33 protein-coding genes are annotated in these 25668 nt (G+C 66.5%); 11 read left to right on the top strand and 22 right to left on the bottom strand.

The genetic code is table 11. The features are described 5' to 3' along the window. Positions 1 to 33: 33 nt before the first annotated feature. Genes KBY70_RS03260 through KBY70_RS03280 form a run of 5 tightly spaced genes read right to left on the bottom strand, consistent with a single transcriptional unit; the run spans position 34 to position 5285 of the window. Positions 34 to 963 carry a bestrophin family ion channel gene (locus KBY70_RS03260; RefSeq protein WP_094561211.1) on the bottom strand — a complete coding sequence of 310 codons (930 nt, stop codon included), beginning with the start codon at positions 961 to 963 and terminating at the stop codon, positions 34 to 36. 23 nt (positions 964 to 986) lie between these two features. Further along, positions 987 to 2525: a cryptochrome/photolyase family protein gene (locus tag KBY70_RS03265; protein ID WP_254987358.1), complete on the bottom strand. Its 1539-nt coding sequence runs from the start codon at positions 2523 to 2525 to the stop codon at positions 987 to 989. Then, positions 2522 to 2818 (bottom strand): hypothetical protein, encoded by a 297-nt coding sequence (locus tag KBY70_RS03270; protein ID WP_409996009.1) that lies wholly within the window; start codon positions 2816 to 2818, stop codon positions 2522 to 2524. The genes KBY70_RS03265 and KBY70_RS03270 overlap by 4 nt, the downstream gene beginning before the upstream one ends. A gap of 14 nt (positions 2819 to 2832) precedes the next feature. Beyond that, positions 2833 to 4794 (bottom strand): excinuclease ABC subunit UvrC, encoded by a 1962-nt coding sequence (gene uvrC / locus KBY70_RS03275; protein ID WP_094561209.1) that lies wholly within the window; start codon positions 4792 to 4794, stop codon positions 2833 to 2835. After that, positions 4791 to 5285 (bottom strand): flavin reductase family protein, encoded by a 495-nt coding sequence (locus KBY70_RS03280; RefSeq protein ID WP_094561208.1) that lies wholly within the window; start codon positions 5283 to 5285, stop codon positions 4791 to 4793. Before KBY70_RS03280 ends, uvrC begins: the two co-directional genes overlap by 4 nt. 75 nt (positions 5286 to 5360) lie before the next feature. On the opposite strand from KBY70_RS03280, the gene coaD reads away from it, so the two are divergent. Further along, positions 5361 to 5846, top strand: coding sequence for a pantetheine-phosphate adenylyltransferase (coaD, locus tag KBY70_RS03285; protein ID WP_254987359.1), 486 nt, complete (start codon positions 5361 to 5363; stop codon positions 5844 to 5846). Between the two features lie 8 nt (positions 5847 to 5854). Next, positions 5855 to 6727: a hypothetical protein gene (locus tag KBY70_RS03290; RefSeq protein WP_094561206.1), complete on the top strand. Its 873-nt coding sequence runs from the start codon at positions 5855 to 5857 to the stop codon at positions 6725 to 6727. On the opposite strand, the gene dacB is transcribed toward KBY70_RS03290, so the two are convergent. The 5 genes from dacB to dapF form a co-directional block, all read right to left on the bottom strand. Continuing rightward, entirely contained in the window at positions 6724 to 8022 is a 1299-nt protein-coding gene (dacB, locus tag KBY70_RS03295) for a D-alanyl-D-alanine carboxypeptidase/D-alanyl-D-alanine-endopeptidase (protein ID WP_261355928.1), read from the bottom strand. The genes KBY70_RS03290 and dacB overlap by 4 nt on opposite strands. A 1-nt stretch (position 8023) precedes the next feature. Beyond that, positions 8024 to 8563, bottom strand: coding sequence for a DUF4330 domain-containing protein (locus tag KBY70_RS03300; RefSeq protein ID WP_254987361.1), 540 nt, complete (start codon positions 8561 to 8563; stop codon positions 8024 to 8026). Positions 8564 to 8646: 83 nt separating this feature from the next. Then, on the bottom strand, positions 8647 to 9339 hold the full coding sequence (locus tag KBY70_RS03305) for a DUF1995 family protein (RefSeq protein WP_254987362.1): 693 nt from the start codon (positions 9337 to 9339) through the stop codon (positions 8647 to 8649). Between the two features lie 47 nt (positions 9340 to 9386). After that, the gene (locus KBY70_RS03310; protein WP_254987363.1) at positions 9387 to 10613 is read right to left on the bottom strand and encodes a cysteine desulfurase family protein; all 1227 of its coding nucleotides are present in this window, start codon (positions 10611 to 10613) and stop codon (positions 9387 to 9389) included. Positions 10614 to 10617: 4 nt separating this feature from the next. Beyond that, on the bottom strand, positions 10618 to 11775 hold the full coding sequence (gene dapF / locus KBY70_RS03315) for a diaminopimelate epimerase (protein ID WP_254987409.1): 1158 nt from the start codon (positions 11773 to 11775) through the stop codon (positions 10618 to 10620). 32 nt (positions 11776 to 11807) lie between these two features. Between dapF and KBY70_RS03320 the strand changes: the two genes are divergently transcribed. Continuing rightward, positions 11808 to 12047 (top strand): Hfq-related RNA-binding protein, encoded by a 240-nt coding sequence (locus tag KBY70_RS03320; RefSeq protein WP_094561201.1) that lies wholly within the window; start codon positions 11808 to 11810, stop codon positions 12045 to 12047. A 20-nt stretch (positions 12048 to 12067) separates the two neighbouring features. After that, positions 12068 to 14713, top strand: coding sequence for a leucine--tRNA ligase (gene leuS, locus KBY70_RS03325; protein ID WP_409996014.1), 2646 nt, complete (start codon positions 12068 to 12070; stop codon positions 14711 to 14713). A gap of 4 nt (positions 14714 to 14717) precedes the next feature. Here the strand turns inward: leuS and KBY70_RS03330 are convergent, their stop codons facing one another. From KBY70_RS03330 to KBY70_RS03345, 4 genes are all read right to left on the bottom strand, one after another. Then, positions 14718 to 15830, bottom strand: coding sequence for a DUF4912 domain-containing protein (locus KBY70_RS03330; protein WP_254987364.1), 1113 nt, complete (start codon positions 15828 to 15830; stop codon positions 14718 to 14720). Positions 15831 to 15994: 164 nt separating this feature from the next. Beyond that, positions 15995 to 16207 (bottom strand): acetyltransferase, encoded by a 213-nt coding sequence (locus KBY70_RS03335; RefSeq protein WP_254987365.1) that lies wholly within the window; start codon positions 16205 to 16207, stop codon positions 15995 to 15997. Between the two features lie 95 nt (positions 16208 to 16302). Beyond that, positions 16303 to 16479 carry a hypothetical protein gene (locus tag KBY70_RS03340; RefSeq protein ID WP_158217068.1) on the bottom strand — a complete coding sequence of 59 codons (177 nt, stop codon included), beginning with the start codon at positions 16477 to 16479 and terminating at the stop codon, positions 16303 to 16305. Between the two features lie 192 nt (positions 16480 to 16671). Then, on the bottom strand, positions 16672 to 16992 hold the full coding sequence (locus KBY70_RS03345) for a 4a-hydroxytetrahydrobiopterin dehydratase (RefSeq protein WP_094561197.1): 321 nt from the start codon (positions 16990 to 16992) through the stop codon (positions 16672 to 16674). Between the two features lie 72 nt (positions 16993 to 17064). On the opposite strand from KBY70_RS03345, the gene KBY70_RS03350 reads away from it, so the two are divergent. The 3 genes from KBY70_RS03350 to KBY70_RS03360 are packed head-to-tail and all read left to right on the top strand — an operon-like array spanning position 17065 to position 18853. Continuing rightward, positions 17065 to 17322, top strand: coding sequence for a hypothetical protein (locus tag KBY70_RS03350; RefSeq protein WP_254987366.1), 258 nt, complete (start codon positions 17065 to 17067; stop codon positions 17320 to 17322). 25 nt (positions 17323 to 17347) lie between these two features. Continuing rightward, entirely contained in the window at positions 17348 to 18157 is an 810-nt protein-coding gene (locus KBY70_RS03355; protein ID WP_094561196.1) for a prohibitin family protein, read from the top strand. Between the two features lie 30 nt (positions 18158 to 18187). After that, the gene (locus KBY70_RS03360) at positions 18188 to 18853 is read left to right on the top strand and encodes an SDR family oxidoreductase (protein ID WP_254987367.1); all 666 of its coding nucleotides are present in this window, start codon (positions 18188 to 18190) and stop codon (positions 18851 to 18853) included. Positions 18854 to 19101: 248 nt separating this feature from the next. Here KBY70_RS03360 and KBY70_RS03365 read toward each other — a convergent pair whose 3' ends face one another. From KBY70_RS03365 to KBY70_RS03400, 8 genes are all read right to left on the bottom strand, one after another. Then, positions 19102 to 19587, bottom strand: a complete 486-nt coding sequence (locus KBY70_RS03365) for a nucleoside 2-deoxyribosyltransferase (RefSeq protein WP_254987368.1) — start codon at positions 19585 to 19587, stop codon at positions 19102 to 19104. Between the two features lie 17 nt (positions 19588 to 19604). After that, positions 19605 to 20012 carry a phosphoribosyltransferase gene (locus KBY70_RS03370; protein ID WP_315859682.1) on the bottom strand — a complete coding sequence of 136 codons (408 nt, stop codon included), beginning with the start codon at positions 20010 to 20012 and terminating at the stop codon, positions 19605 to 19607. Next, positions 20012 to 20455, bottom strand: coding sequence for a nuclear transport factor 2 family protein (locus KBY70_RS03375; RefSeq protein ID WP_254987369.1), 444 nt, complete (start codon positions 20453 to 20455; stop codon positions 20012 to 20014). The genes KBY70_RS03370 and KBY70_RS03375 overlap by 1 nt, the downstream gene beginning before the upstream one ends. Positions 20456 to 20478: 23 nt before the next feature. Further along, positions 20479 to 20658 carry a DUF2256 domain-containing protein gene (locus tag KBY70_RS03380; RefSeq protein WP_254987370.1) on the bottom strand — a complete coding sequence of 60 codons (180 nt, stop codon included), beginning with the start codon at positions 20656 to 20658 and terminating at the stop codon, positions 20479 to 20481. 16 nt (positions 20659 to 20674) lie between these two features. Then, positions 20675 to 21247 carry a pyridoxamine 5'-phosphate oxidase family protein gene (locus KBY70_RS03385; protein ID WP_094561192.1) on the bottom strand — a complete coding sequence of 191 codons (573 nt, stop codon included), beginning with the start codon at positions 21245 to 21247 and terminating at the stop codon, positions 20675 to 20677. Continuing rightward, positions 21234 to 22697, bottom strand: coding sequence for a glycosyl hydrolase family 57 (locus KBY70_RS03390; RefSeq protein ID WP_094561191.1), 1464 nt, complete (start codon positions 22695 to 22697; stop codon positions 21234 to 21236). Before KBY70_RS03390 ends, KBY70_RS03385 begins: the two co-directional genes overlap by 14 nt. A 97-nt stretch (positions 22698 to 22794) precedes the next feature. Then, positions 22795 to 23070, bottom strand: coding sequence for a hypothetical protein (locus KBY70_RS03395; RefSeq protein ID WP_094561190.1), 276 nt, complete (start codon positions 23068 to 23070; stop codon positions 22795 to 22797). Continuing rightward, positions 23067 to 23360, bottom strand: coding sequence for a toxin (locus KBY70_RS03400; protein WP_254987371.1), 294 nt, complete (start codon positions 23358 to 23360; stop codon positions 23067 to 23069). Before KBY70_RS03400 ends, KBY70_RS03395 begins: the two co-directional genes overlap by 4 nt. Before the next feature lie 76 nt (positions 23361 to 23436). Between KBY70_RS03400 and KBY70_RS03405 the strand changes: the two genes are divergently transcribed. The 4 genes from KBY70_RS03405 (at position 23437) to KBY70_RS03420 (ending at position 25562) form a co-directional block, all read left to right on the top strand. After that, positions 23437 to 23664, top strand: coding sequence for a Nif11-like leader peptide family natural product precursor (locus KBY70_RS03405; protein WP_094561225.1), 228 nt, complete (start codon positions 23437 to 23439; stop codon positions 23662 to 23664). A 29-nt stretch (positions 23665 to 23693) separates the two neighbouring features. After that, a complete protein-coding gene (locus KBY70_RS03410) occupies positions 23694 to 23894 on the top strand; it encodes a hypothetical protein (RefSeq protein WP_094561188.1) in 201 nt (66 codons plus the stop codon). Beyond that, entirely contained in the window at positions 23887 to 25224 is a 1338-nt protein-coding gene (locus tag KBY70_RS03415; protein ID WP_254987372.1) for a cytochrome P450, read from the top strand. The genes KBY70_RS03410 and KBY70_RS03415 overlap by 8 nt, the downstream gene beginning before the upstream one ends. A 155-nt stretch (positions 25225 to 25379) precedes the next feature. Beyond that, positions 25380 to 25562 (top strand): DUF4278 domain-containing protein, encoded by a 183-nt coding sequence (locus KBY70_RS03420; RefSeq protein WP_254987373.1) that lies wholly within the window; start codon positions 25380 to 25382, stop codon positions 25560 to 25562. Positions 25563 to 25668 lie beyond the last annotated feature (106 nt).

Below are 25668 nucleotides of genomic sequence, written 5' to 3' on the forward strand. Positions count from 1 at the left end.
CCCCTGGCCTGGGTGGCGCAATCCATGATCCCATCAATCCCAGCGAGCTGGATCCTGGCTAGGGCGGAAGCTGCCGAAATCCAACGGCCGTTGCATCAAGTCGTTGGTGATCGTGCTGCAGATGGCATTGAGGGGTAGCGAGAAGCTGCTGCCATCGCGATCAAAGGGTCCCTCCACGTAGGAACCGATCCGCTCGGCGGTGAGAAAGCCCATGAACAGCACCACCCCAACCAGGATGTGGCTGGAACGTTGAAATTCCAAGAGCAACTGCAGGCCATAGAGCCAGGTGATCATCCGCACGAACACGTCGTAGGACGCGGGAATGGGTGTGTTGCGAATGCGTTGCAGACCACCAATCGCGTCGTGGCAGAGGTTGCTCACCTCGCTCAATTGTTGCCGGCCCCAGCCATCAATCCAGCCATCGCGATGCAACCGCTCGATCGCCTGGGCCCGTTGCCGGCAAACCTCCTGCAGGGAGGTGGCGGGCTGGAGCTGCAGGTCGGCCAGCAGGCCCTCAACGCCGCGGTGCAGATCGGTGCGCCAGAAATTGCGCAACTCGAAGTTGAGCAGCCACACCTGGGCCACCTGATACTCCATCAGGCAGCGTCCCCGCTGGGTGGCGAGCTGCCGCTGGGGCAGCAGGGCCAGAAGCACATCGCGCCACTTGCGGCTGTGGTTCACCATCGCTCCCCAGAGGGTGCGGGCTTCCCACCAGCGGTTGATGGCCTGGGTGTTGCGAAAGGCGATGAAGATCGACACGGCGATCCCCAGCACCGAGATCCCCATGGGGGTGAGGCCCCAACGGGTCGGCAGGGGGCCGCGCCACACCGCAACGGCCACCAGGAGCCCAAATAGCAGCAGATCGAGGCGCATCCTCCAAAACAGCTGCAGCACCACCAGTCCGTAGTCGTAACGGCGGGTGCGGGGTGGATCACCATGACCACCCGTCAACAGCGTGGACATGGTGGGACGCGAACGCCCGACCATCATCCCGGACACGCTTCAGCGCCCAGGTGGGCCTCAGCTGCAGACCGGATCGCGACAAGTTCGTCGTGAGGGATTTTCTCGAGCTGCTTCATCACCAGGCCCATGCGGGGATTGCGCCGCAGGGTTTCGGCGTGGCGGCTCAGAAAGTCCCAATAGAGGGCATTGAATGGGCAGCCCGTCGGGCCCGTGCGCTGCTTGGGGTTGTAGCGGCAGCCCTTGCAGTAGGTGCTCATCCGGTTGATGTAGTTGCCGCTGGCCGCGTAGGGCTTGCTGGCCAGCAAACCGCCATCGGCAAACAGACCCATGCCGAGCACGTTGGTCTGCATGACCCAGTCGTAGCCATCGACAAACATCCTGTGAAACCAACCGGTGAAGGCCTGGGGATCGAGGCCGGCGATCAGGCCGTAGTTGGCGAGCACCATCAGCCGCTGGATGTGGTGGGCATAGCCGCTGCTGTCCAGCTCAGCCAGCACCGTGTCCATGCAGGCCATGCCACTGCCGCCCAGCTGCTCGAGCCACACCGGCAGGGGGCGATCGGCGCCGAAATGATTGCGCTGGGGATAGTCGGCCCCAAACCACCAATACAGCCCGTGGGTGTATTCACGCCAACCCAGGATCTGGCGGATCACCCCCTCCAGCGACGCCAGCGGGGTATCCCGCTCCAGGCCCGCCTGCTCCAGCCGCCGGATCACCTCCAGCGGGTGCAGCAGGCCCAGGTTGAGGTACGGAGAGAGCAGGGCATGCCAGAGGGTGGGCTGGCCACTCACCATGGCGTCCTGGAACGGTCCGAAACCATCGAGGCGGGTGGCGATGAACTGCTCCAGCACCGCCAGGGCCTGGCTGCGGGTGACGGCCCAGCGGAACGGTTCGCTCTGTCCGGGTAAGTCCTCGGCGCCACTCGCCGCCAGTTCCGCGGCCAGGCGCTCAACCTTGGCGATCACCGCCTGGGTGGTCGCATCGGGCGCGAAACCCAGCGGTTCTGGGCCGGCCAGCCCCTTGGGCGGGGCCTTGCGGTTGTCATGGTCGAAATTCCACTGGCCGCCCAGCGGCTGGCCGGCGTCGCCCATCAACACACCAAAACGCTTGCGGCCCTCCCGGTAAAACAGCTCCATGCGTAGCTGCTTGTAGGGCTGGGCCCAGGCCGCGAAGTCCTCCTGGCTCCAGAGGAAGGCAGTGGAGCGCTGCCACACCAACGGCACCGTCAGGTCCAGGCGCTCGATGGCCGTCCGGAAGGGACGCTCGGCCGGGTCCATCAGGTGCAGCTCACGGATGCCGTGCTGCGTGATCCAGGTCTGCAGAGCAGCGGCGAAGGTGGTGGCTTCGCAGTAATCCACGCTCCAGCCCAGCTGACGCAGCTCAGCGGCGAAGTGGCGCATCGCACTCCACACCAGCACCAGCTTCTGGCGGTGATAGCGGCGCTGCTGCAGCACCGATGTGCTTTCGATCAGCAGCACCCGAGCCTCGGCAGGTGCGAGGGAGGCCAGGGCCGGATGGGTCTGCGAGAGCTGGTCGCCCAGGATCCAGATGCCGGCAGTCATGCGGCGGAATCACCGGCCAAGCGGCAAACCCGTCGCGCCACAGCGGCGGCATAGCCCCGCTCCACCGGACCAGCCAAGGGGCTCACGACCCCATTGCGGCAATCCACCACCAGGCGCTCGTGCTGGCCCTGCTGGTCGCTCACCCGCAGGCGCAGCTGCCAATGGTGCTTGGCGCTGCGGCTGATCTCATCACCGCACACTGGGCCGACGCAAATCCCGGGTGCTGCCCAGGCCGGACCAACCCTCCCCGGCAGGAGCTGCAGCAGCAGCACCAGCAGGGGAAGCAGCACCACAGCAGCAAGATGCCTCAACTGGCCAATTCCTCGCCGGCGAGGTCGTCACTGGGATGAAAGTAGTCCCACACCTGGCGGGCCAGAGCCGGCCCCACCCCCGGGGCCGCCGCGATCTGATCGGGACTCGCCAGCTGGATGGCATCGATCGAGCGGAAGTGGGCCAGCAGCTCCTTCACCCGCTTGGGGCCCAGGCCGGGAATGTCGGAGAGGCGGGAGCGCTTCATCCGCTCGCCCCGCTGCTGGCGATGGAAGCTCACCGCGAAGCGGTGGGCCTCATCGCGCAGGCGGCGCAGCAGCTGCACCCCCAGCTGGTCGGGTTCGCTCTCGAGCGGCTGCTTCGCCCCCGGCACGAACACCTCCTCCCGCTGCTTGGCCAGCGAGCAAACCACCAGCTCCTCGTCCAGGTTCAGCTCGCGCAGAGCCTCCATCACGGCGGAAAGCTGGCCCTTGCCGCCGTCGATCATCACCACATCGGGCCAGTCGTTGAGCCCGCCGGAGTGCAGGGCCGTGTTGGCCGCCCGACGCAGGGCCCTCAGATCCGCTCCCTCCGCTTTGGCCTGGGCCCAGCGCCGGAAGCGCCGCCGCATGATCTCGGCCATGGCCATGAAGTCGTCGGAGTGGCCGGCGCGGATCGAGCTGCTCTGGATCTTGTATTTGCGGTAGTGCTGCTTGGCCGGCAGCCCATCGATGAACACCACCTGGGAGGCCACCGCATCGCTGCCCTGAATGTGGCTGATGTCGTAGCCCTCGATGCGCCGCGGCGGACTGGGCAACTCCAGCAGCTGGGCCAGGTCTTCGGTGGCCAGCAACTGCTGTTCAGCACCCCGTTGGGCGCGTTGCAGCTCGTAGCTGGCGTTGCGCTCCAGCAGCTCGATCAGATCGGCCTTCTGCTGCCGCTGGGGCACGGCCAGCTTGACGCGCCGGCCGCGGCGCTCCACCAGCCACTCCTCGATCAGGGGCTGCTGGGGCAAGGGGTGCTGCAGCAGCAGCTCGGGCGGAATCTCCACCGGCTCCACCTGGCTGTAGTGCTCCTCGACCACCCGCTGCAGAATCCGGCCGGGCTCCAGGGGCACGCCATCGGCGCCAACGGCATCGGCGGTGAACCCCAAGCGACCCACCAGCTTGCCGGCCCGCATCTGGAACAGCTGCACGGCCGCCACCCGCGCATCGGCCGCCAGGGCGAGCACATCGCGGCTCACCGAGCTGTCGCCGAGGCTCATCTTCTGGTCGGCCGTGAGGGTGTCGATGCCCTGCAGCTGGTCGCGCACCCGGGCGGCACTCTCGAAGTCGAGCCGCTCGGCGTACTTGCCCATCTGCTCGTGCAGCAGCTCCAACAACTCCTCGTTGCGCCCCTGGAACACCATCGCCACCTGGCGCAGGGTGCGGTGGTAGTCGTCTGAACTGATCTTCTCCTGGCAAACGCCCGGGCAGCGGCCGATGTCGAAGTTGAGGCAGGTGCGGTCGCGGTAGAGCGGCTGGGGCCGCTGGCGCAGAGGGAACACCCGTTTCACCAGGGTCAGGGTGCGGCGCAGCAGGCCCACATCCACATAGGGGCCATAGAAGCGATCGAGGGGTGAGCGGAAGCGGCGCCGCCTGGTGATGAAGATGCGCGGGTAGGCCTCACTCCAGGTGATGCAGAGGTAGGGATATTTCTTGTCGTCTTTCAGCAGCACATTGAAGTGCGGCTGGTTCTGCTTGATCAGGTTGGATTCCAGCGCCAGCGCCTCGGCTTCGCTGTCGGTGACGATGAACTCGATCTCGGCCACCTGGCGCACCATCAGTGAGATGCGCGGGCTATGGGCGTGGCCGCTGCCGCTCTGGAAGTAGCTGCGCACCCGGTTGCGCAGCAGCTTGGCCTTGCCGATGTAGAGAATCCGGTCGCTGGCGTCGCGCAGCAGATAGCAGCCCGGCTCGGAGGGAACCTCCCGCAGCCGGGCCTTGAGCCGATCGGGCTGCTGCAGCAGGGGCAGGCTCAACCGCCGTACTGCCAGCCGGTGCCTCCCAGCTCCAGGGCAGCGCCATCGCGGTGCAGGGTGGCGCTTTTCACCTCGCCGACAAACACGGTGTGGTCGCCATGGGCCACCTGCCCCACCAGTTCGCACTCCACTGCGCCCAGCGCGTTGTCCAGGATCGGCAAGCCCAGCTCCCCGAGCTGGAACGGGGCGGCGTCAAAGCGCCCACCCACCCCTTTCTGGGGCTTGAAAAACACGGCAGCCAGGTCTTTCTGGTCGGCAGCCAGCACGTTCAGGGAAAACTTGCCGGTGCGCTGGATCATGCCGTTGCTGGTGCTGTCGGCCCGCACCGCCATCACCACCAGGGGCGGCTCAAAGCTGCCCTGGGTCACCCAGCTGGCGGTGAAGCCGTTCACCTCCTCAGCTTCGGCCACCCCGCAGATGAACACCCCATGGGGAATCTTGCGCAGCAGCGTCTTCTTGGCTTCGGCGTTGAGGGTGGCAATCGGGGCCATGGCGGCAGAGGCGCCCGGGGGCGCGGGGAACTGGCCCAACTCTAGAAACGCTGGGGGCGCCCATAGGCTGGCTGGATGCGTGCCCTTTACCCCGGCAGTTTCGATCCCCTCACCCTGGGCCATCTCGATCTGATCGAGCGGGCGGCCCGGCTGTTTGACGGTGTGGTGGTGGCGGTGCTGCAGAACCCCGGCAAACAGCCCGCCTTCAGCCTGGAGCAGCGCCTGGAGCAGATCCGCAGCGCCACCGCCCACCTCAATGGCGTGGAGGTGGGCAGTTTTGATGGGCTCACCGTGGATTTCGCCGGTCGCAGCGAGGTTCAGGTGATCCTGCGCGGGCTGCGGGCCCTGAGCGATTTCGAATTCGAGCTGCAGATCGCCCACACCAACCACAGCCTGGCCCCCCAGGTGGAAACGCTGTTTCTCGCTACCGCCGTGCGCCACAGCTTTCTGAGCAGTTCGGTGGTGAAGGAGGTGGCGCGGTTCGGTGGCGATGTGCGCCACATGGTGCCTCCTGGAGTGGCGGATGACCTGGCCAGGCTTTTTAATCGGACATCTGTTTAGAGCCGTCCATGGCCGAGGCCACCATCACCGTGCTCGATCAGCTCGATCAACTCGAGGAGATCGTGCTCGAAGGCAGCCGCATTCCCTTCAGCGGTTGCCGCCTGGTGAACGAACAGGACGCCATTGAAGTGATGGATGCCCTGCGGGAGGCGCTGCCAACCCAGCTGAGCCAGGCGGTCGAGCTGATCCGGCAGCGGGAGGACTTCATCGGCCAGGCCCGCCAGCAGGCCGACGAGATCATTGCCACCGGCAAGCGCGAGCGTGAACAGCTGATCAACGGCGCCGCCATCCGCCAGGAGGCGGAGCGACAGGTGGCCGAGTTGCGCGACCAGGCCCGCCAGCAATGCGAGCAGCTGATGCTGCAGGCCCGCCAACAGGTGGCCCAGGCCGAGCAGGAACACCAAGCCCGCACGGCCCAGATGGAGCAGCAATTTGCGGCCCGCCGCCAGCAGCTGGAGCAGGAGGCCGCCGAACGCAACCGTCAGCTGCTGGAGCAACACGAGCGCAACCGGCAACAGGCGATGGCGGAGCTGGAGCAGGTGCGCCAGGAGGGGATGCGGGTGCAGCGCGACAGCCAGGCCGAAGCGGAGCGGCTGCACAACGACGCCCTGCAGTTCCGCCAACAGACCCAGCAGCAATGCGATGCCCTGGTGTCCCGCAGTCGCCAGGAGGCCGCCGCCATCCAGGAAGGGGCAAACCGCTACGCCGAACAGGTGCTCGGCGAACTGGAAGGGCGCCTCAAGGAGATGAGCCAGGTGGTGCTGGGAGGCCGGCGCGAACTGGTGCGGCTCCAGACACCGGAAGTGGCGTCCGCCGGTAGTGAGGAGCCGGTCAGCCGCCGCCGCCGGGTGGCCAACACGCTCAAGCAGCTGGCGGGTTAGAGCGGGCAGAGCTGGGTGATCTGCGCCTGGCGCAGCACCCGGCCGATGGTGTCGTTAGGGGAGCTGGCGCCATTGCTGATCGCACTCACGTAGCGAGGGCCAGCACTGGTGAGCAGCACGCCACTGATCGATCGCACCCCGCTGATGGTGCCGGTTTTGCCGAAGAATTGGCCCTGCAGAGGGCTGCCCACGTAGAGATTGCGCAGGGTGCCTCGCTGACCAGCAACAGCCATGGAAGCCAGGTAGGCACGGCCGTAGGGGTGTTGATCCATCCGCAGCAACAGGGCCGTCAGGAAGCGACTGGTGAGGCGATTGGCCCGGTCGAGGCCACTGCCATCGGCGATCCGCACGCCATCCATCGGCAGGCCCTGCTCACCCAGCCAGAGGGTTTGGCGCTGGGCGGCCTGACCCAGATCCCAGGTGCCGGCAGCTTGCCGCAGCAGCACCTCGGCGGTGAAGTTGTGGCTCTCGGTGTTGGCCAGGCTCAGCAGGTTGTGCATCGGCGCTGAGGGTTCCTGATGCAGCAGCACCGCATCACCCGGCAGGGGCGCGCGCGACGACACCTGAGACACCTGCACCTTGCCGCCCTGCTGGCCCACGGATTTCTGCAGCAGGGCTTGCAGACGGGAGGGCGGATTCATCACCGAGTCGTGGATGGCATTGCTGGTGACGGCCAGCCGGGTGATCGGGGCCCCGTAGGCGTAGTAACGATCATCGGGATGCCAGCCCTGGGGCCACCACGCCTGGCGAGGCTCTTCGGCGATCTGGAGGCGCACCAGCGAAGGGGTCTCGCCGCTGCTGCCACCCGATCCCAGGGCCAACTTGGCAAAGCGTTGCAGCTGGGGCAGGGCCAGATCAGGGTCGCCCTCACCGGTGAGACGGAAGCTGCCGTCGCTGAGAAGCCAGAGCTGGGTGTTGAGGCGGTAATCAGGCCCGAGCCGATCGAGGGCATAGGCCGTGCTCAGCAGTTTCTGGTTGGACGCCGGAATGCGCGGGCGGGTGCCGTTGAGATCGGCCAGCAGTCGCCCCTGGCTATCGGCAATGCTGATGCTCCAGACCGGTGCCTGGCTGCCCACCGTGGTCAGGAGCCGCTGCTGCAGCGCCGGGCAGCTCACCTGCAACTGCAACTGGGGCAGGCCCACCGGAGGGGGCAGCGGCGGCAGGGTGGCCAGCGGTGCCGGCTCCAGCGCGTAGGCGGTGATCGCCGGGGCTTGCTGGGCCAGGGCTGCCGCTGGCAGCACCGCCAGCGTGATCAGCGCCCCAGCAGCTTGAACGGAACCACAGATGGTGCCCATCTCACTGGCCTCCGAGTTGCAGGCCACTCACCGTGCCCCCAACGCGGTACTGCAACCCCTCAATTTCCACGGGGGCGCCGACCTTGAGGTTTTGGTTGCCGAAGACGACGCCGCCGCCGCTCTTGCGGCCCTGGCCCTGCAGCACAAAGCGGGCATCCAGGCTGCCCAGGGTGGCCTGGTTCGGATCCACTGCCGTCACCACCGTGCCGTTCGGCTGCACGGCCGTCAGCAGACGCTGCAAGGGCAGCACCTGCTTCACGTCCACCGAACCATGGGGCTGGTTGCGGATCACGATGGCCACCTTGCCCTCGCGCTTGGCCGCCTGAATCAAGGCGGCGGGATCCGCCACCGGCACACCGCGCACATCCACCAGCACCGTCACCTGCGTGAGGGCACCGGTGGCCTGGGCCACAGCGCCACTGAGCTTGGGACTCCAGATCACACCAACGGCGGCGAGCACCACCGCGGCTGCGGCGCCGAGGTCCACCAGGCTCCAGGAGCGGCCGTTGCGTGCAGATGACAGGTCGCGCTCGGGGGCCATCGGGCTGTGCAAGGGTTCGGCGCAGTGTACGGAGGTTCGCCGGGTCCCACCAGAGCCGATACCGGCCAGCGGCAGGCCAGAACCTAGTTGCGCAGCCCCTCGATGAAGGCATCCATCACCTTGAGGTTGCCGCCGAGCCCCAGCCCGCCCTCACCGGCCAGAGCCAGGGCCTGCTGCTCCGCATCCGGTTTCTGATCGAAGTGGGCCACAAAGCGGTAGCCGTCGGGATCGCAGCGGTAGAGCTCCCAGGGATCAGGGCAAGCCCGGCGCAGCGCCCCATCGCCGGAGGGGATCAGGGCATAGGCGCTTTGCCAGCCCGACAAAAATCCTTTGCGGCGCTGCCGGGCGACGCTGCCGATGCCCACCGCTGCATCCTCCAGGCTGCCGTTGAGCAGCACCACTGCCCCACGGTGCAGGGCGCACACCTGCTCCACCTCCTCATAGTCGGCGGGGGAGGGGGCCACCAGCAGCAGCACGCCCTCGCTGCCGCCATCGGCCTGTTGCAGGCGCATCTGATCCCGCAAGCTGGCGATGCGGGCGGCGAAATCCGGGGCATCGCGCTGGGCCAGGGCCGTGGCGCCGGCGTCCGGGCACAACAGCCGCAGGCTGGGCTGAGCCGGGCTGAGGGCCGCCTGCAGACGCAGGGCCAAGGGCAGTATCCGCAGGCCCTCAAAGCGCAGCTCCACGGTCCACAGACCCTTGGCACCGCCGCTGAGGGCTGCCTGGACCGCCGTGATGGCTTCAGCCTCGGCGCTGCGCAGGTCGGGGGGGAGCATCAAGCCAGCACGTGTCGGCTGACCCTAAGGGCTCCCTGACCAAGGCGTCAGTCTGCTGGGTGTTCAGCTTGCAGCCACAACCGGGCCTGCTCGAGCGCCGCGGGAACACCCGCCAGATCGGCAGCGGTGAGCCAGGGCCCCAGGCTCAGGCGCACACCACTGGCGGCCGCCGCATCGGCATAGCCCATGGCCTGCAGGATCGGACTGGGAGCCAGCCCCCCCGGCTGGGCAGCGCGCCCACTGCTGCAGGCCGCACCACTGCTGACCGCATACCCCTGCTGCCAGAGGGCCTGCACCAGGCGACGGCCCGACAGGGGCGTGCCGCATGGGCTGGCCACCAACAGGCTGAGGTGGTGGGGTAGGCGGGGAGGATCGCCGGGGTGGCGGGGATCGGGGCCGCTGAGGCACACCCCCTCCAGCGCCAGCACGTGGGCCAGCAGGCCATCACGCAGATCCGTGATCGGATCACGGCCCCCGTGGGCCTGCAGGCGCGTTTGGGAGAGCTCCAGGGCACGGGTAAGACCCGCCACCAGGGCCACCGGCTCGGTGCCACCTCGCCGCCCATCTTCCTGGCCGCCGCCGGCGATGAAGGGAGACAGCGTCAAGCCTGGGCGCACCAACAGGGCGCCGACGCCCCGGGGCCCCTGCAGCTTGTGGGCCGCCAGGCTGAGCAGGTCGATCGGCAGGGCGTCGAAGGCCAACGGCCGATGGCCCAGCACCTGCACCGCATCCACATGCAACAGCACGCCGGCATCGCGGCAGCGGGCCCCGATCGTTTCGATCGGCTGGATCGTGCCCACTTCGCTCTGGCCCCAGATCAGCGACACCAGCCGTGTGGGCGGCACCAGCAGGCGATCGAGGGCCTCGAGATCGACCACCCCCAGGTGGTCCACCGGCAAGATCTCCACCTGCCAGCCGAGCCGTTGCACCTGTGCCGCAGCAGCCAGGGTGGCCGGGTGTTCGACCGCTGAAATCAACAGCCGGCCTGGCGTCCCCTGCCCGGCAACTCCAAGCAGGGCCGTGTGGATCGATTCGGTGCCCCCCGAGGTGAACACCAGCTGACTGGCGGCACAGCCGAGCAGCTCGCTGAGTCGCCAACGGCTGCGCTCCAGCTGCTCGGCGGCGGCCAACCCAAAACCATGCAGGCTTGAGGGGTTGGCCCAGGCATCAGCCTGAACCGCAGCCATGGCCTCGAGCACCTCCGCTGCCGGTGGGGTGGTGGCGCAGGCGTCGAGGTAGATCGGTGCGGAGGCAGCCGGTGCGGAGGGTGCCAAGGCGCTAGCTGAACAAACCGCTGTCCCGCTCCACCCGAGCCCGCGTGCGCGACTCCAGGGAGCTGGTGGCCAGGGCCACCAGGTCGTCGAGGGAGCTGCTGCTGAGCAGGGCCGCCACCCGGGCCCGGGCCTCCGCGGACGGACAGGCATCCGGCCGCAGACAACCGTTGATGCAGACCGTGGCGCAATCGATCTCGGCCTCTGCCGACCCGGCAATCGCGATGTCCTTCGCTGGTTGTTGAACGTTCACCGGGAGTCCGGTTGCAGGCTCATCAGAGCCTTCGAGGTCTGCGGCACTTTCACCCCACAGCTCGGGGGTGACGACACCGTCAAACACCGCCACCGCCGGACCGGTCATAAACAGATGGCCGCTGGTTTCATCCCAGGCAATCTCCAGCGGGCCGCCAGGCAGATCCAGGCGGGCGCAGCGCTCCGCCAAGCCGAGGCGATGGGCCACCACCAAGGTGGCGCAGGCCCCGGTGCCGCAGGCCAGGGTCGGCCCAGCACCCCGCTCCCACACCCGCATCACCAGATGGGTGGGGCTGAGGGCCTGCACGAAGTGCACGTTGGTGCGGGCGGGGAAGGCCGGATGCACCTCCAGGGCGGCGCCGTAGCGCTCCAGATCGACAGCCGCCACATCGTCCACAGGAATCACCACATGGGGATTGCCCATGCCAGCGGCTCCCACCGCGAAGGTCTCACCCGCAACCTCCAGGCTGCCCTGGGCGATCCCGGCATCGCCAAGCGCAAGGGTGGTGGGGATGGCCGCCGGCTCGAGGAAGGGGGCGCCCATGTCCACCCGGATGGTGCCGTCGGCGCAGAGCTCAGGAACGATGCGCCCGGCCAGGGTTTCGATCTGCCACTGCCGGCCCGGGGCATCCCCATCGCTGTCGGCCAGGAAGCGCGCCAGGCAGCGGATGCCGTTGCCGCACATCTCCGGTTCGCTGCCATCGGCATTGAAAATCCGCATGCGCAGTTCTCCACCCTCCCGGGGCGGAAGGGCCAGGATCACCCCGTCACCGCCCACGCCGAAGCGGCGGGCGCATAGGCGTTGAATCCGTTCCGGAGTGAGGCCCAGATCGCTGTCGCTGCTGCCCGCCCCCCGGGCATCGAGCATGAGGAAATCGTTTCCCAGACCTTGATATTTGCTGAACTGGAGCACGATGGGGGCAAACGCAGCCACCGCCAAATCCTATGCAGAGCTTTTTCGAGAAGCGCTTGGCGGCTCTCGATACCTCCCAGCCGAGCATTCGCCATCTGCAGGATCTGATCCGCCACAAAACTCCCGTGGCCATCCAGGTGATGGGTGTCGGTGAACTGGAAGGAACCCTGCATTGGCAGGACGTCGCCTATCTCGCCCTCAGCCAGGCGGAAGGCCGTCCTCTCACCTTGATCAACCGTGCTGCGGCCTGCACGATCCGCGCCCTTGGCTGATCCCGCCCTCACCGACTGGGCTGTGGCACGATCACAACTCTGATCCAGGCCTGGCTGCTGTGAGCGACGCACCCCGCTACCAACCCCAGGCCCTTGAATCCCGCTGGCAGCAGCAGTGGGATGCCGCCGGGCAACACCGCACGGCCGCTGCTGATGGCGAGCCCTATTACGCCCTGTCGATGTTTCCCTATCCCTCGGGGAACCTGCACATGGGCCATGTGCGCAACTACGTGATCACCGATGTGATCGCCCGGGTGCAGCGCATGCGCGGCAAACAGGTGCTGCATCCGATGGGCTGGGATGCGTTCGGCCTGCCGGCGGAGAACGCCGCGATCGAGCGGGGCATCGATCCGGGCGTGTGGACCGATCAGAACATCGCCTCCATGCGCGCCCAGCTGCAGCGCCTGGGTCTCTCGATCGACTGGGACCGGGAGGTGGCCACCTGCCACGCCGATTACTACCGCTGGACCCAGTGGCTGTTCCAGCAGTTTCTCGAAGCCGGCCTGGCCTACCAGAAAGACGCCACGGTCAACTGGGATCCGATCGACCAGACGGTGCTCGCCAACGAGCAGGTGGACAGCGAAGGCCGCTCCTGGCGCTCCGGTGCCCTGGTGGAGAAGCGCAAGCTGCGCCAATGGTTTCTGAAGATCACCGCCTACGCCGACCAGCTGCTCGACGACCTTCCCAAGCTGCAGGGCTGGCCGGAGCGGGTGCGCACCATGCAGGCCAACTGGATTGGCCGCAGCACCGGCGCCGAGCTCAGCTTCCCGGTGGTGGATGGCGAGGGCGCAGACACCGGCGAACACATCACCGTGTTCACCACCCGGCCGGACACAATCTTTGGCGCCTCCTATGTGGTGCTGTCCCCCGAGCACCCTCGGGTGGCCTCACTCACCACTGCGGAGCAGGCGATCCACGTGGAGGCTTTCTGTGATCTGGTGAGTCGCCAGAGCGAGCAGGAGCGCACGACCGACGACAAACCCAAGCGCGGCGTGCCGATCGGTGCGCAGGTGCGCAACCCCGCCAACGGCGAACTGATCCCCCTCTGGATCGCCGACTACGTGCTGGCGGACTACGGCACCGGCGCCGTGATGGGGGTGCCCGCCCACGACCAGCGCGACTTTGTGTTTGCCCGCCAGTACGAGCTGCCGGTGCAGCAAGTGGTCATCCCGGAGGGCAGTGATGAGCACGCTTACGAGGGTGGCGCCTGGACCGAGCCCGGCGTGCTGATCCACTCCGGCCGCTTCAATGGCCTAGCCAGCGCAGAGGCCAAAACGGCCATCACCGCCGCTGCGGAAGCCGAGGGCTGGGGTCGGGCCCGCATCACCTACCGCCTGCGCGATTGGCTGATCTCCCGCCAGCGCTACTGGGGCTGCCCGATCCCGGTGATCCATTGCGACAGCTGCGGCGTTGTGCCCGTGCCGGCGGAGCAACTGCCGGTGGAGCTGCCCAAGGGCGCCAACCTTGAGGGCAAGGGCGGCTCACCCCTGGCCCAGCTCGAGAGCTGGTGGCGTGTCGAGTGCCCTTGCTGCGGTAAGCCCGCGCGGCGCGAAACCGACACCATGGACACCTTCATGTGCTCCAGCTGGTACTTCCTGCGCTACAGCGATCCCCACAACTCGGCCCTGCCCTTCAACCGCGAGGCGGTGGATTCCTGGCTGCCGGTGGACCAGTACGTGGGTGGCATCGAGCACGCCATCCTGCACTTGCTCTACTCGCGCTTCTTCACCAAGGTGCTGCGCGACCGAGGCCTGCTGGGCTTCGATGAGCCCTTCGCGCGCCTTCTCACCCAGGGCATGGTGCAGGGCATCACCTACAAGAACCCCCATAGCGGCAAGTACATCGCCCCGGCCGATGTGGCCGATCCCAGCGATCCCCGTGATCCGATCACGGGCGAGGTGCTGGAAACCTTCTACGAAAAGATGTCAAAGTCGAAATACAACGGCGTCGATCCCGCCGTGGTGATCGACAGATACGGCGCTGACACCGCCCGCATGTTCATCCTGTTCAAGGCGCCGCCCGAGAAGGATCTCGAGTGGGATGACGCCGATGTGGAGGGTCAGTTCCGCTTCCTGCAGCGCCTCTGGCGCCTGGTGGATGGGGCCGTGGGCCAGGGCCAGGGGCTGGGGGATGGCGGCTCCAGCACCGCGTCCAGCAGCCTCAGCCCGGAGGACAAAGCCCTGCGCCGCGCCGTTCACACCGCCATCAGCGAGATCAGCGATGACCTCGACGGCGACTACCAATTCAATACGGCCGTTTCGGAGCTGATGAAGCTGAGCAACGCCATGGGCGAGCACCTGCAGGGGGCTTCCGCGGCCGTCGCCAGCGAAGCCCTGCGCACCCTGCTGGTGCTGCTGGCGCCTTTCGCGCCGCACCTGGCCGAGGAGCTCTGGCAGAGGTTGGGGGGCAATCCCGATGGCCAAACGAGCGTGCACCACCAGGCCTGGCCAAGCGCTGATGCCAGCGCCCTGGTGCGCGACACGATCCCGCTGGTGATCCAGGTGAAGGGAAAGGTGCGCGGCAACCTCGAAGTGCCCGCCGATGCCGACAAGGCCACCTTGGAGCAGCTCGCCCTAGCCAGTGAGATCGCCACCAAATGGCTGGAGGGCAAAGCCCCCAGCCGAGTCATCGTGGTGCCAGGCAAGCTCGTTAACCTGGTGCCCTAAAGCGTCAGAACCACTCGGCGACTGCGTCCTCCACGGTGTTGACGTTGGCTTCGGGGGTGGAACGGCTGAACTCGAGGGTGATGTGGCGGCGCTGCTCGCCATCGGCCGCCACTGCCGTGATCGGATACTGCTGCTGACCGTCGCGGAACGGCACCTGGATGCGGAAGGTGCCGTCTTCGGCGAGGGGTACCAGCTCCTCGCCGATGCGCAGGGTGGCCGAGGGATCGGTGGCGCCGTAGACGATCAACTCGGCATCGGCAACCAGCCAGAAGGAGCGCTGGCGTGAGGCAACCCCACCGGCACCCGATGCCGTGCGGCCGCTAGCCCAAAGGCCAGCACCGGAGGCGTTGAGCCCCTGGCTGGAATCGGCGAAGGTATCCACCTCATGGAAGGCTTCCGAACCGCGACCCGTCGCCCTCCAGGTGGAGGTGGCCACCTGGTAGACGCGCTCGTGAATTCCCGGTGCCGCCTCGGAGATCAGCGGCGCAGCCGGGGCCTCGGTCACCGGAGCCTCGAGGGTGAAGGGCACGAATTGATCCAGGATCAGCTCGCTGGGATGGAGCGAGGGCACGTGGGCCACGGCGGAAAAGGCCAAGGAACGCCAGGCACCGCCCGCAACCCGATAACCCAGTTCAACCCGGTAGGCGCGGTCACTCAGGGGCACTGGCAGGTACCACTCGGTGGCGTGGCTGTTGACCACCACTTCCTGCATGGTGTGGGGATGGGCGCCGCCTTCACCAAGTCCGGTGACATCGGCGATGCGCAACACCAACTGGTTGGCTCCGTCGGCCATCGCCTGGCGTCGGTCGGCATCAGAGAGCTCCCAGAACACATAGGCCCACTGGGGATCACGGGGCAGAAAGACCACGGACGTTTGGGCCTCCGGCCGAGGGGCCGGAGCCATGCCCGCCTCCAGGGCGCGGAGGTCGGCTGGGCCCTGCCCAGGCTCGCCCGGAGAGGGCGCCTGACGCTCGATAGCCCGCAGCAGCTGATCTTTCAACATGCGGCTGTAGCGCCCGATGCCGAGGCTGCTGGCCAGGTGACGCAACTGCCGCAGGGTGAGGTCGCTCGCCTCAAGACTGTCACCGGAGATCGGGAAACCTGAGGAACTCGCCACTGCGCATATCGAAAAAAGATGGGGCAATTTTGTCGGTCTTCCGCGTTTTTGGTCGAGCGTGTCAGCAGATCACTATCCGGGAGCAGCAAGTCAGGAGCTCAGCCGGGCTTTGCTGTCAGCGGGAGCAAACCAAGGCATCACGGCCATGACGAAGCGATTTGGCCTCAGTCGTGACCGCTGAGCTGCACCCAGCAGCGCGGCAGCGCCTCACCGGAGGGAAACACCAGATGATCCTTGCTCACGGGCCCCGGATCCTGTAGCTCCTCTCCGGCATGGAGACGCACCAGCACATCGGCAACAAAAGGATCCAAAAGCTGCTTCAGATCGAGCACCTCCACCAGGCTCTCGTCGTCGGCATCACGCAATTTGAGAAACATCAATCCCCCCTCCCATCGCTGTTATCAGTCTGATGCGATCTTCCGGAGTTGGATGCACACGATCATGCAGCTCGCGTGCTGCAACATGCTTTGGATCAAACTTTCTGACTGAGCCGCCACAACTCATTGACGTGCTCACCAGACTCCACTGCCCGCAGACGCTTGACCAGCTCAAACACCTCGCTGGCAGCCAGCTCACCGTTGTCTTGCCATTCCAGACTGCGGGGCTCAAACAGATCACCGCTGGAGTTGAGCTCCTCCCGGGAAGCCATGACGAAACCGCACGTTTGTGAACCCTATGGAGATTTGGAGCTGATCGAGGCTGGAGCAGCAGGTTTTCTACGGAAGATTGTGTGAAGAACGCCGCCTAACGGGTCGAAGCCCCCTAAGGCATCGCCAAGGTGCGGCGGCCAAGAGCAGCCAGCTGCAAACCCGCTGCCAACTGACGACCTCGACGTGACCGCTTAGGCCTGATCCAACTTGGCCGCGAGCACCGCATCGGCGCGGGTGAGCCCATCCACCTTGTGGGTGTACACCAGCGCTTCAGCGTGGCCCCAGCCCAGGGTGAACTCGGCGTGATGGCCCTGTGCCTCGCAGATCGCGCCAGCACGGTTGACCCAATCGAGAGCCTGCTGAAAATCGGCAAAGGTCCAGGACTTGTGCAGGTGGTGCGCCTCGATCACCTGCCAACCCGGCAGCTCCGGCAGAAGGGCGGCGAGCTCGGTGTCGCTGAGGGTGGGCGCACCATCGGTGCAGGGAATGCAGGTTTCCTGAGAGAGAGCCATGGGTTCGCAGCCAGTCGGGATCCCTCAATCATGGCGAGATCAGTCTGGGTGAGATGGGCGCAGCCGCAGCTGTTGCCTCCAGCCGGGGAGCCCGCTTCCGAACAAAGGGCCTTGCTCGCCCTGGGGGAACAGGACGTCGATCCGGCTGGTCTGGGCCCACCGGTTGGGGTGACGATCCGGGGAGCCTCGAGTGATCACCTGGTGGTCGGATGCACGGGCACCGCTCCCCAGGTGGGCGATGAACAGCGCTACCAGCTCAGCTACAGCGCCCTTTTGCGCGCCATGACGTCACCCTTTGTCAGCCGTTGTTTCATCAACGACCGTTCCTAGGGTTGTTAATTGGCACGATTCCCCGATGCAGTCGCCCCTTCGCTCCGCCGCCAGTCCAGAGGGGCCGGGAGCAGCCTTCAGCCTGATCATTGCCGTGGTGGTCGGGCTGGCGATCCTGCTGAGCCAGACCGTCTTCATTGTTCCGGCCGGCAACGTGGCCGTGGTCACCACCCTCGGCAAGGTGACCGGTGTTCCGCGCAATCCCGGCGCCAACATCAAGGCGCCGCTGGTGCAGAACACCTCGTTGTTTGACGTGCGCACCCAGGTGCGACCCGAGCAGTTTTCCACCCTGACCAAGGATCTGCAGGTGATCCAGGCCACGGCGACGGTGAAATATGCGATGAAACCGGCCGAAGCCGGGCGCATCTACGAAACGATTGCCACCGACGACCAGCAGATCTACCCCCGGGTGATTCAGCCATCCCTGCTCAAGGCGCTGAAATCCGTGTTCTCGCAATATGAGCTGGTGACGATTGCCACGGAGTGGAACTCCATTTCCGAGCTCGTGCAGGAGAAGGTGGCGGAGGAACTGCGCAAATTTGACTACGTCACCGTGCAGGGCCTCGACCTGACGGGCCTGCAGATCGCCGAGGAATACCGCGCCGCAATCGAGCAGAAGCAGATCGCCGAGCAGCAGCTGCTGCGGGCCCAGACCGAAGTGCTGATCGCCGAACAGGAAGCCAAGCGCTACGAGACGCTCAACACCAGCCTCGATGACCAGGTGCTTTACAAGCTCTTCCTCGACAAGTGGGATGGCCAGACCTCCGTGGTGCCGGCGCTGCCCGGTGCCGCTGGCGGCTCTGGCAACGCGGTGATCGTCAACGGACGCCGCTAGACGTGGGTGGGCTCACGCGACTCATCTGCCTTGAAGACCTTCCTCGTCACCGGTGCCAACCGGGGCATCGGCCTGGAGTATTGCCGCCAGCTGCAGCAGCGGGGAGAGCAGGTGATCGCCGTCTGCCGCACCCCCTCACCTGAGCTGGAGGCACTGGGGGTGCGCATCGAGGCGGGGGTGGACCTCACCCGTGAGGCCGCTGTTGCCGATCTGGTGGATCGGCTGGCGGGCCTGCCGCTGGATGGGGTGATTCTCAACGCCGGCGTGCTGGAGGCCACCAGCCTCGAGCACCTGGATCCAGACAGCCTGCGGCGCCAGTTTGAGGTGAATGCCCTGGCACCACTGCGGCTCACTCACGCCCTGCTGCCCCAGCTGCAGCGCGGCTCGAAGCTGGTGCTGATGACCAGCCGCATGGGATCCATCGACGACAACACCTCCGGCGGCTCCTACGGCTACCGGATGTCGAAGGTGGCGTTGAACATGGCCGGCACATCGCTGGCGATCGACCTGAAGCCCCGGGGCATCGCCGTGGCGATCCTGCACCCCGGCCTGGTGCGCACCCGCATGATCAACTTCAACCCCCAGGGGATCAGCCCGGAGGAGTCGGTGCGCGGACTGCTGGCCCGCATCGATGCCCTCACCCTGGACAACTCCGGCAGCTTCTGGCATGCCAATGGAGAGCGGTTGCCCTGGTAAGGGGCTCCAGACCCTTCAGCAGCCGCAGCCCGTTGGCGATCACGCAGGATTGCTGCAGCACTGATCGGCAGGTTGGGGGCAGCTCCTCATGGGCTCTGGCGTCTTGCCTAAGACCATGTTGTTCAGGTCTGTCGTTATGGCTCAAACCACCACTCCCACCCCAACCCCGTTGCATGCCACGTCCCAGGAGGTGGCGATCCACATGATTGCCGCCGGTTGAGCGTGAACGAAGACGGCGAACCTGCGGATTAGCTGCCCCCGCCAGGTGCCGTCTGCTGCAACCAGCGCACCAGGGCCTTGCGGGGATCGCTGAGCTCGTCAATCGAGCCGTAGAGGGAATCCTGCCAACCGTGCTGCGGCAGGCCGCTGAACACCATCAGGTTGAGCGGATAGTCCTCCGAATCGCTGCAGCGGCGGAAATCGTCGCGATACAGAAACACCGGTTTGACCAGGGCGATCGCCGCCCCCAGCTCCAGCATCACCCCCTCATCGGGAGGGGTTCCGTTGACGATCGCGAGCAAAGCATCAGCGTCGCGCACGTCCTGCAGGTCGGCCTGGGCCACCCGCCAGGCCCAGCCCTCCTGCGCCAGATCCACCTGGCCATTGCGGCTGAAGGGCTCCCACACCTCCAGCCCCAGGGCCTCGAGGGCGGTGATGAAATCCGGCAGCAACCGTTCGCGCCAGTGGGGCGAGAAGCCGTAGGGGGAGGCGAGGTAGAGGGTGGGGCTGGGCATCGCTGGCATCGCTGAGATCAGCTGCGCGAGCTGCGGTAGCGCTGCTCATCGGCGGCGGCGGCAGCCTGGGTTTCCCACGGAAACACAATCCAGTCGCTGGAGCTGGTCACCTCCACGGCATGCCACCACTGCGGTTCCGCCTTGCTGATCCACACCACCGCCTGGGCTTCGGGCAGCTGCCGGTGGGCCTCCAGGGTGAGGCCGGTCTCGTAGACATCGTCAACCAGCAAGCAACCAGGGCGGGCGTCAGCCAGCAAGGGCAGTGCCAGCCGGTGGCTCAGGGCCACCGCCAAGCACAGGCCACCGCGGGGAATGCCGTGAATACCGCTGAAGCGGCGCTCGGCGCAGCGGGCGGCGATGTGATCCACGGCGCGATCGAAATCGCTCCAGCTGAGCAGGCGCATGGTGCTGGTGCTGGCGCCCATCAGGCCACGAAGCGCTTGTAGAGCCAGCGCACGAAGCCGCCCACCAACGGCACCGGCGCAAAGGTGGGGCCAACGAAGTCGAAGTAGTCGCGATGGTCAACGATGCGGCCATCAGCCCCGAAGCGCAGCCGACTGGTGCCGGGATAGAGGAATTCGATCCCCTTGATCTTCAGGCCCATGCGCCATTCCACGAAGGCGGTGTCGCCATCAATGGCCACCGCATCGGCCTCCAGAAACACGTCATCGCAACGTTGCACCAGGCCCTGCTGGGCGGCGATGTAGGCATCCACGCCGTCTTTGCTCTGGGTGGGGTCTTCAAAGTGCACGGTTTCGGCGTACACCTGCCTCCACTTTTCAGCCGAGGGCGCGGCCACGCCATAGGGCTTGGTGAACAGCTGGCGCAGGCTGTCGTGGTTGAAGGGCGGGGTCAGGGGTGCGGACATATCAGGAGGGACAGGACTGGTGGTCATGATTGTGCTGCCGCATCAGGAGCCTGCCCTTCGGCACTAAGGGAGCTGCGGCGGCGACGGCAGCGGTCGGAGCAGTAACGCACCTCGTCCCACACGTCCTTCCACTTCTTGCGCCACTGGAAGGGGCGCTGGCACACGGGGCAGATCTTGGTGGGGCGGTCAGCGTGGTGGGGCATCGCAGAGGGGTAAGGGTCAGGGATTGAGGCGCTGCTCCGCCCAGCCATCCTCGCGGCACCAGCGGCGGCGGCGGTGGGGGTGGTTGGTGAGCTCCAGCAGCTCCACCTGCTCCAGGCCGATGCGCAGCAGCTGGAAGCTGGTGGGGATCGGCAGCTCATCGCCGAGTTCGGCAGGGAAGCACGCCTCGGCTTCGAGCGGCTGGCCCGGGGCCGGCCAGCCCCAGAGCGCCCGGCCGCCCGGGGTGAGGCCCTGCCAGTGGCGTTGCCGCTCGCGGGCCTCCAGCTCCGCCGGAAGGTGCAGCACCGCGCCGCGCAGGCGGAACTGGCAGCGAGCCTTGGGCAGCAGCCAGCCCAGCTCAACCGCTGGCTGATGGTGCAGCTCAGCAGCCTTGGCGCTGCGGCCATCGGTGAGCAGATCCAGCTCCGTTGCGCCGGCCCAGCCGCGGAACACCAGGGTGCGCAACCGCGGCGTGCCGTCGGTCGCCACGCTGGCCAGCTGCAACCAGCGGGCCTGGGGGGAGCGCCCCTCCCGCTCGCGCGCCCCCCGCAACAGGGGCCGCCAGGGCGGCAGTGGATCAGCGCTGGCCATGGAGGGCGGCCTCACCCCGGCGGTGGATCTCCGTGGCGTAGTCGGTCCAGGTGCCCTGGCCCCAGTAGCGGAAGCAGCTGGTTTGGAGCAGCAGCAGCTGCAGCAGGGCCTCTTGATAGGGCGCCCTGCGGGTGACGGCGGGATCGGCCGCCACCAGGGCATCGAAACGCTGGTGAAAGTCAGCGCTGAGGCGGTTCATTGGCTCCAGCACGTTGGCGTAGCCCTCCACCCAGCTGAGGTTGTTGGTCCAGGAGGCACCGGCCATCGAGAAGCTGGAATCGCCGGCCTGGAGCTCGGCGATGGCGGCCTGCACGGACTCCGGGCTGGCTGGCCCATCCAGGTGTTGCCACAGCTTGTGCTGCTGCACCGCCTGGATCTGGGGGTAAGCCTCAGCTGTCACACCGCCAGCGTCCAGCAGTTCAAGGTATTCCGTGCCGTTGAGGGCCACCGTGCGCTCGCCTTCGCCGCCGCTGTCACCGGCCAGCTTGCGGTGCGCCTGGAGAAAGGCCTGAGGGAATTCGTTCATCATCACGCCGCCGTTTTCGCCATCAGCGATCTGGGACACGAGGGCGGGAATGGTGGTGTCGCCCAGCGGCATGCGCCCGAGGCTCAGGGCCTCGTAGCAGGGCTGCATCTGGCCCACCAGCTTGGTGTCGGAGCCCTGGGTTTTGATCAGGGTGGTGATGCTCACCGTGTCGCCGCTGGAGCTGCGTGCCACCAGCTGATTGGGGATGTACTTCTGCGCGTGGCTGAGGCCGGAGCCATCGAGGTTTTCGACGCTGTGTTCCTGCACCAGCAGCCAGCGGTAGCCGCACTCCCGCAGGGCCTTGACGAATTCATAGAGGGTGTCGGGGTGGTTGGGCAGGTGCATCTCCGGTGGTGAGAAGCCCTTCACCCGCTGCAGGGCCGCTTCACCAAACAGGGCGGCGAAATGCTGTTGCCAGGCCAGGATCTGCAGCTTCAGATCGGGGATCGGCGTGGAAGGAGCCACGGCGTGACTCCAGAAGGTGCCGAGCCACTCAACGTGGGGTTGCATGGTGGGATCGCAGGCCAGAAAGCGCAGCGCCTCGAGGATGTCGGCGCGGCCCATCTGCTCGAACCCCCAGAGCAAATTGCCGGAGTAATCGAGCATGATCCGCGGGTTGCAGCCCTCGCTGATCAGCTGGGGAATCAGCTCGGCGAGGCGCCGGTAGCACTGGGCGAAGGGTTCGGCGTTGTGGTTATCGCCCTCGCCGGGATGCTCGAGCATGTACTGCAGATGGGAGATCAGCTCCCCATTGGCCCCAGCTGGAATCGTGGGCTGGTGCATGTGCAGCGCACAGGCGAAGGCCGAGTGGATCTGCGCGAGATCGCGTCTGCCGGCGGGCAACAACACGGGCCGGTTCTGCTGCACCAGGGCCAGGATCTCGGCTTCTCGCCCGGCGATCGGCGGCAGAGCATTGGGATTCATCCAGATCAGACAGGCCAGCTGCCGCAGTCTGCAGGGAGCGGCGCGTCTGAACCTGGAGCAACCAGGGTTTTCGAGAAGATCGGCAGTTTTGGCAGGTTTACAGCGTTCCGCTGACGTATTTGTGCAGCACGCTGCTGATCAGGGTTTGGTACGGGATGCCCTCCTGCAGTGCACGCGTACGAAGAGCTTGCAGATCACCGCTTGAGATGCGGATGTTGATGCGCTGGTCTTTCAGGCCTGTTGCCTTGGCGGACTGACTGAGCTCTTGCAGCAGCTCTGGGCTGGATGTGCTGCGCAGGGCACCGGCTTCAAAATCGTTGAGCAGCTGGTGTTCCTCTGCATCCAGGCGAGGAGTGGCGGGAATCGTCTTCATGGTTCGGTTTGGTCGGTTTTTTCAGAGGTGTACTGCCGATGGGCCTTACGGCTGGGAATGATCGTTTTTAGAAAAAAATGCTCGTCGGTTTCCACAATGGGTACCAAGTGCACGTATCCCACAAGGCGCACGATGAGGATCCGTTGGCCTGGGTAGCGCTGCGGGTTGGGATGCTCCAGCACATCCAGCAGATCTCCCCCCTCTATGGCGATGACGACAGCTTCGAAGCAGACTTGCCGCTCCACCATCAGCTGAGCATTTTTCTCAGGACTCCACGCGAAGGGCTTCATTTCACCAGCGTAGCGACTCTGTGTGCCTAATGTCCTCACCAAGGCTGCACTATGGTGGCTGCCTCAGGGGTTAGTGGTGACGCTCGAGCAGCTCAAACACTTCCTGGCCCGCGTGCAGCGTGATCCGGCCCTGAAGCGGCAGGTGGGAGACGCGATCACGGCCGATGAAGTGGCGCTGCTGGCCCAGGAGCTCGGCTTTTCGGTGTCTGGAAGCGACATCCTGCGCTTCTCCGGCCAGTCCGCCTCGGGCGTGCGGGTGCGTCGGATCGAGCATCCGGGCGAGTATCCCGGCCGGTATTACTGAATCCCGGGCTGTCGCCTGTGCACCACACCATGAGCCGCTACCAGATCCTCCGCGACGACGGCATCCGCGACGGCATCGCTGGTGAGCTGTTCACGAGCTACGGCGCAGCCCACGCAGTGCTGGAGCGGTACTACGCCGATCTGTGCTGCTCCGACGATCGGGAGTACTACCGGATTGAGGCTGTGGCCGACGAGCCTGGTGGAGCCTCCAAGGTGGAACACGATGGTTGACCTGCCTGCATCACCCCGGCCCCTGCCCAGCACCGGCGCCAGCACGGGCGCGCTGGAGGCCCTGGCGTTTTTCCGCGACGCAGACTTCGCCCAGCAGCGCTTTGAGCAGTTTGGCAACGTGTATGAAACGCGGCTGCTGGGCCAGCCGCTGGTGTTCATCCGCGGCGGCCGGGCAATCACCGATCTGCTGGCCCAGCCCGACGCCACCGAGGGCTGGTGGCCCGAGAGTGTGCGCCAGCTGCTGGGCAGCCGTTCGCTGGCGAACCGCAATGGCGCCGACCACCGCGCCCGACGGCGGGTGGTGGGGCAGTTGTTTTCGGCGGCGGCGCTGCGGCGGTACACCCCCACGATCGTGACGCTGGTGGAGGAGCTGGCCGCGGAGCTCAAGGCCGCCAACACACCGGTGCCGCTGGTGGCGCGCATGCGCCGCTTTGCCTTCACGGTGATCGCCACGGTGGTGCTGGGGCTGGAGGGCGACGACCGCGACGCCTTGTTTGCCGACTTTGAAATCTGGACCCGCGCCCTGTTTTCGATTCCGATTGCGCTGCCCGGCAGCCCCTTTTCCCGAGCGCTGCAGGCCCGCAGCCGCTTGTTGGCACGCCTGGCCGGGGTGCTGGAGCGGGCCCGCCAGCAAGTGGCGGAGGGAGAACCCCTGGCCGGTGGCCTGGATCTGCTCAGTGGCGGCCTCGATGAAGCAGGCCTGCCGCTCACCGACGACGACCTGGTGGAGCAGTTGCTGCTGCTGCTCTTCGCCGGCTACGAAACCACCGCCTCCTCCTTGAGCTGCCTGATGGCGGCGCTGCTGCAGCACCCGGAGGTACTCCCCTGGCTACACGCCGAGCTCGATGGCCTGAGCTGGCCGTTGGCCGAGCAGGAGGCCACACCACGGCTTTCGGCCGTGGTGCAGGAGGTGATGCGGCTTAACCCGCCGGTGGGCGGCTTCTTCCGCCGCACCACCCGCGACTTGGTTCTCGATGGCGTGCTGGTACCGGCGGGCCGGGTGGTGCAGGTGGCCCTGGCCGCCTCCAACCGCTTCAGCAGCGCTGCCGACGGCGGATTTGATGGTGGTGCCGGCGACGACGATCTGGAGCAGTTCCGCCCGGAACGCCATCTCAATGGTGATAGCGGGCTCACCCTGCTGCCCTTCGGCGGCGGCGAGCGGGTGTGCCTGGGCAAGGCCCTGGCCGAACTGGAAATCCGCCTGATGGCAGTGGGCCTGCTGCGGCAACTGACCCTGCAGCTGGAGCCGGATCAGGACCTCAGCCTGCAACTGATCCCCAGCCCCAGCCCGCGAGATGGCTTGCTGGTGCGGGCTGAGCCCAGGAGCTGAACCGCACCCCTTTGCAACGAAACGGAAGCAATCCGGTGGATCATGTGGTATCAACCGCTACCAAGCGCTTAAATAGAGATACGTTGATCCACCCAGCGGTGGATGCAGATCGTTCCGCGCCAGGCAACGGGGACGCGGACACTGTGGAGAGCGTGATGAACGTGCTCGAACTGATCCGCACCCGGATCCTCAAGGCCCAGCGTCTCGATGACGCCCAATACCTGATGGCCAAGTCCTACCGGGGGGTTCCCTACGTGGATGCCCACCACGACGAGCCCAAGCCCGGCGAGGTGACCAAGCAACTCACCTACCGCGGCCACCACTACGCCCACCACTGATCGGCAGAGCTTTCAGCCGATCAGGAATCACAGGGGGGCCGCAAGGCCCCCTTTTTTGCGCCGAATGCTCAGCGCAGATCGGTGTCGGCAGTGATCGCCCGCCGCC

Origin of the sequence: Cyanobium sp. ATX 6E8, from assembly GCF_024346335.1 — a bacterium.
Lineage (GTDB): Bacteria > Cyanobacteriota > Cyanobacteriia > PCC-6307 > Cyanobiaceae > Cyanobium_A.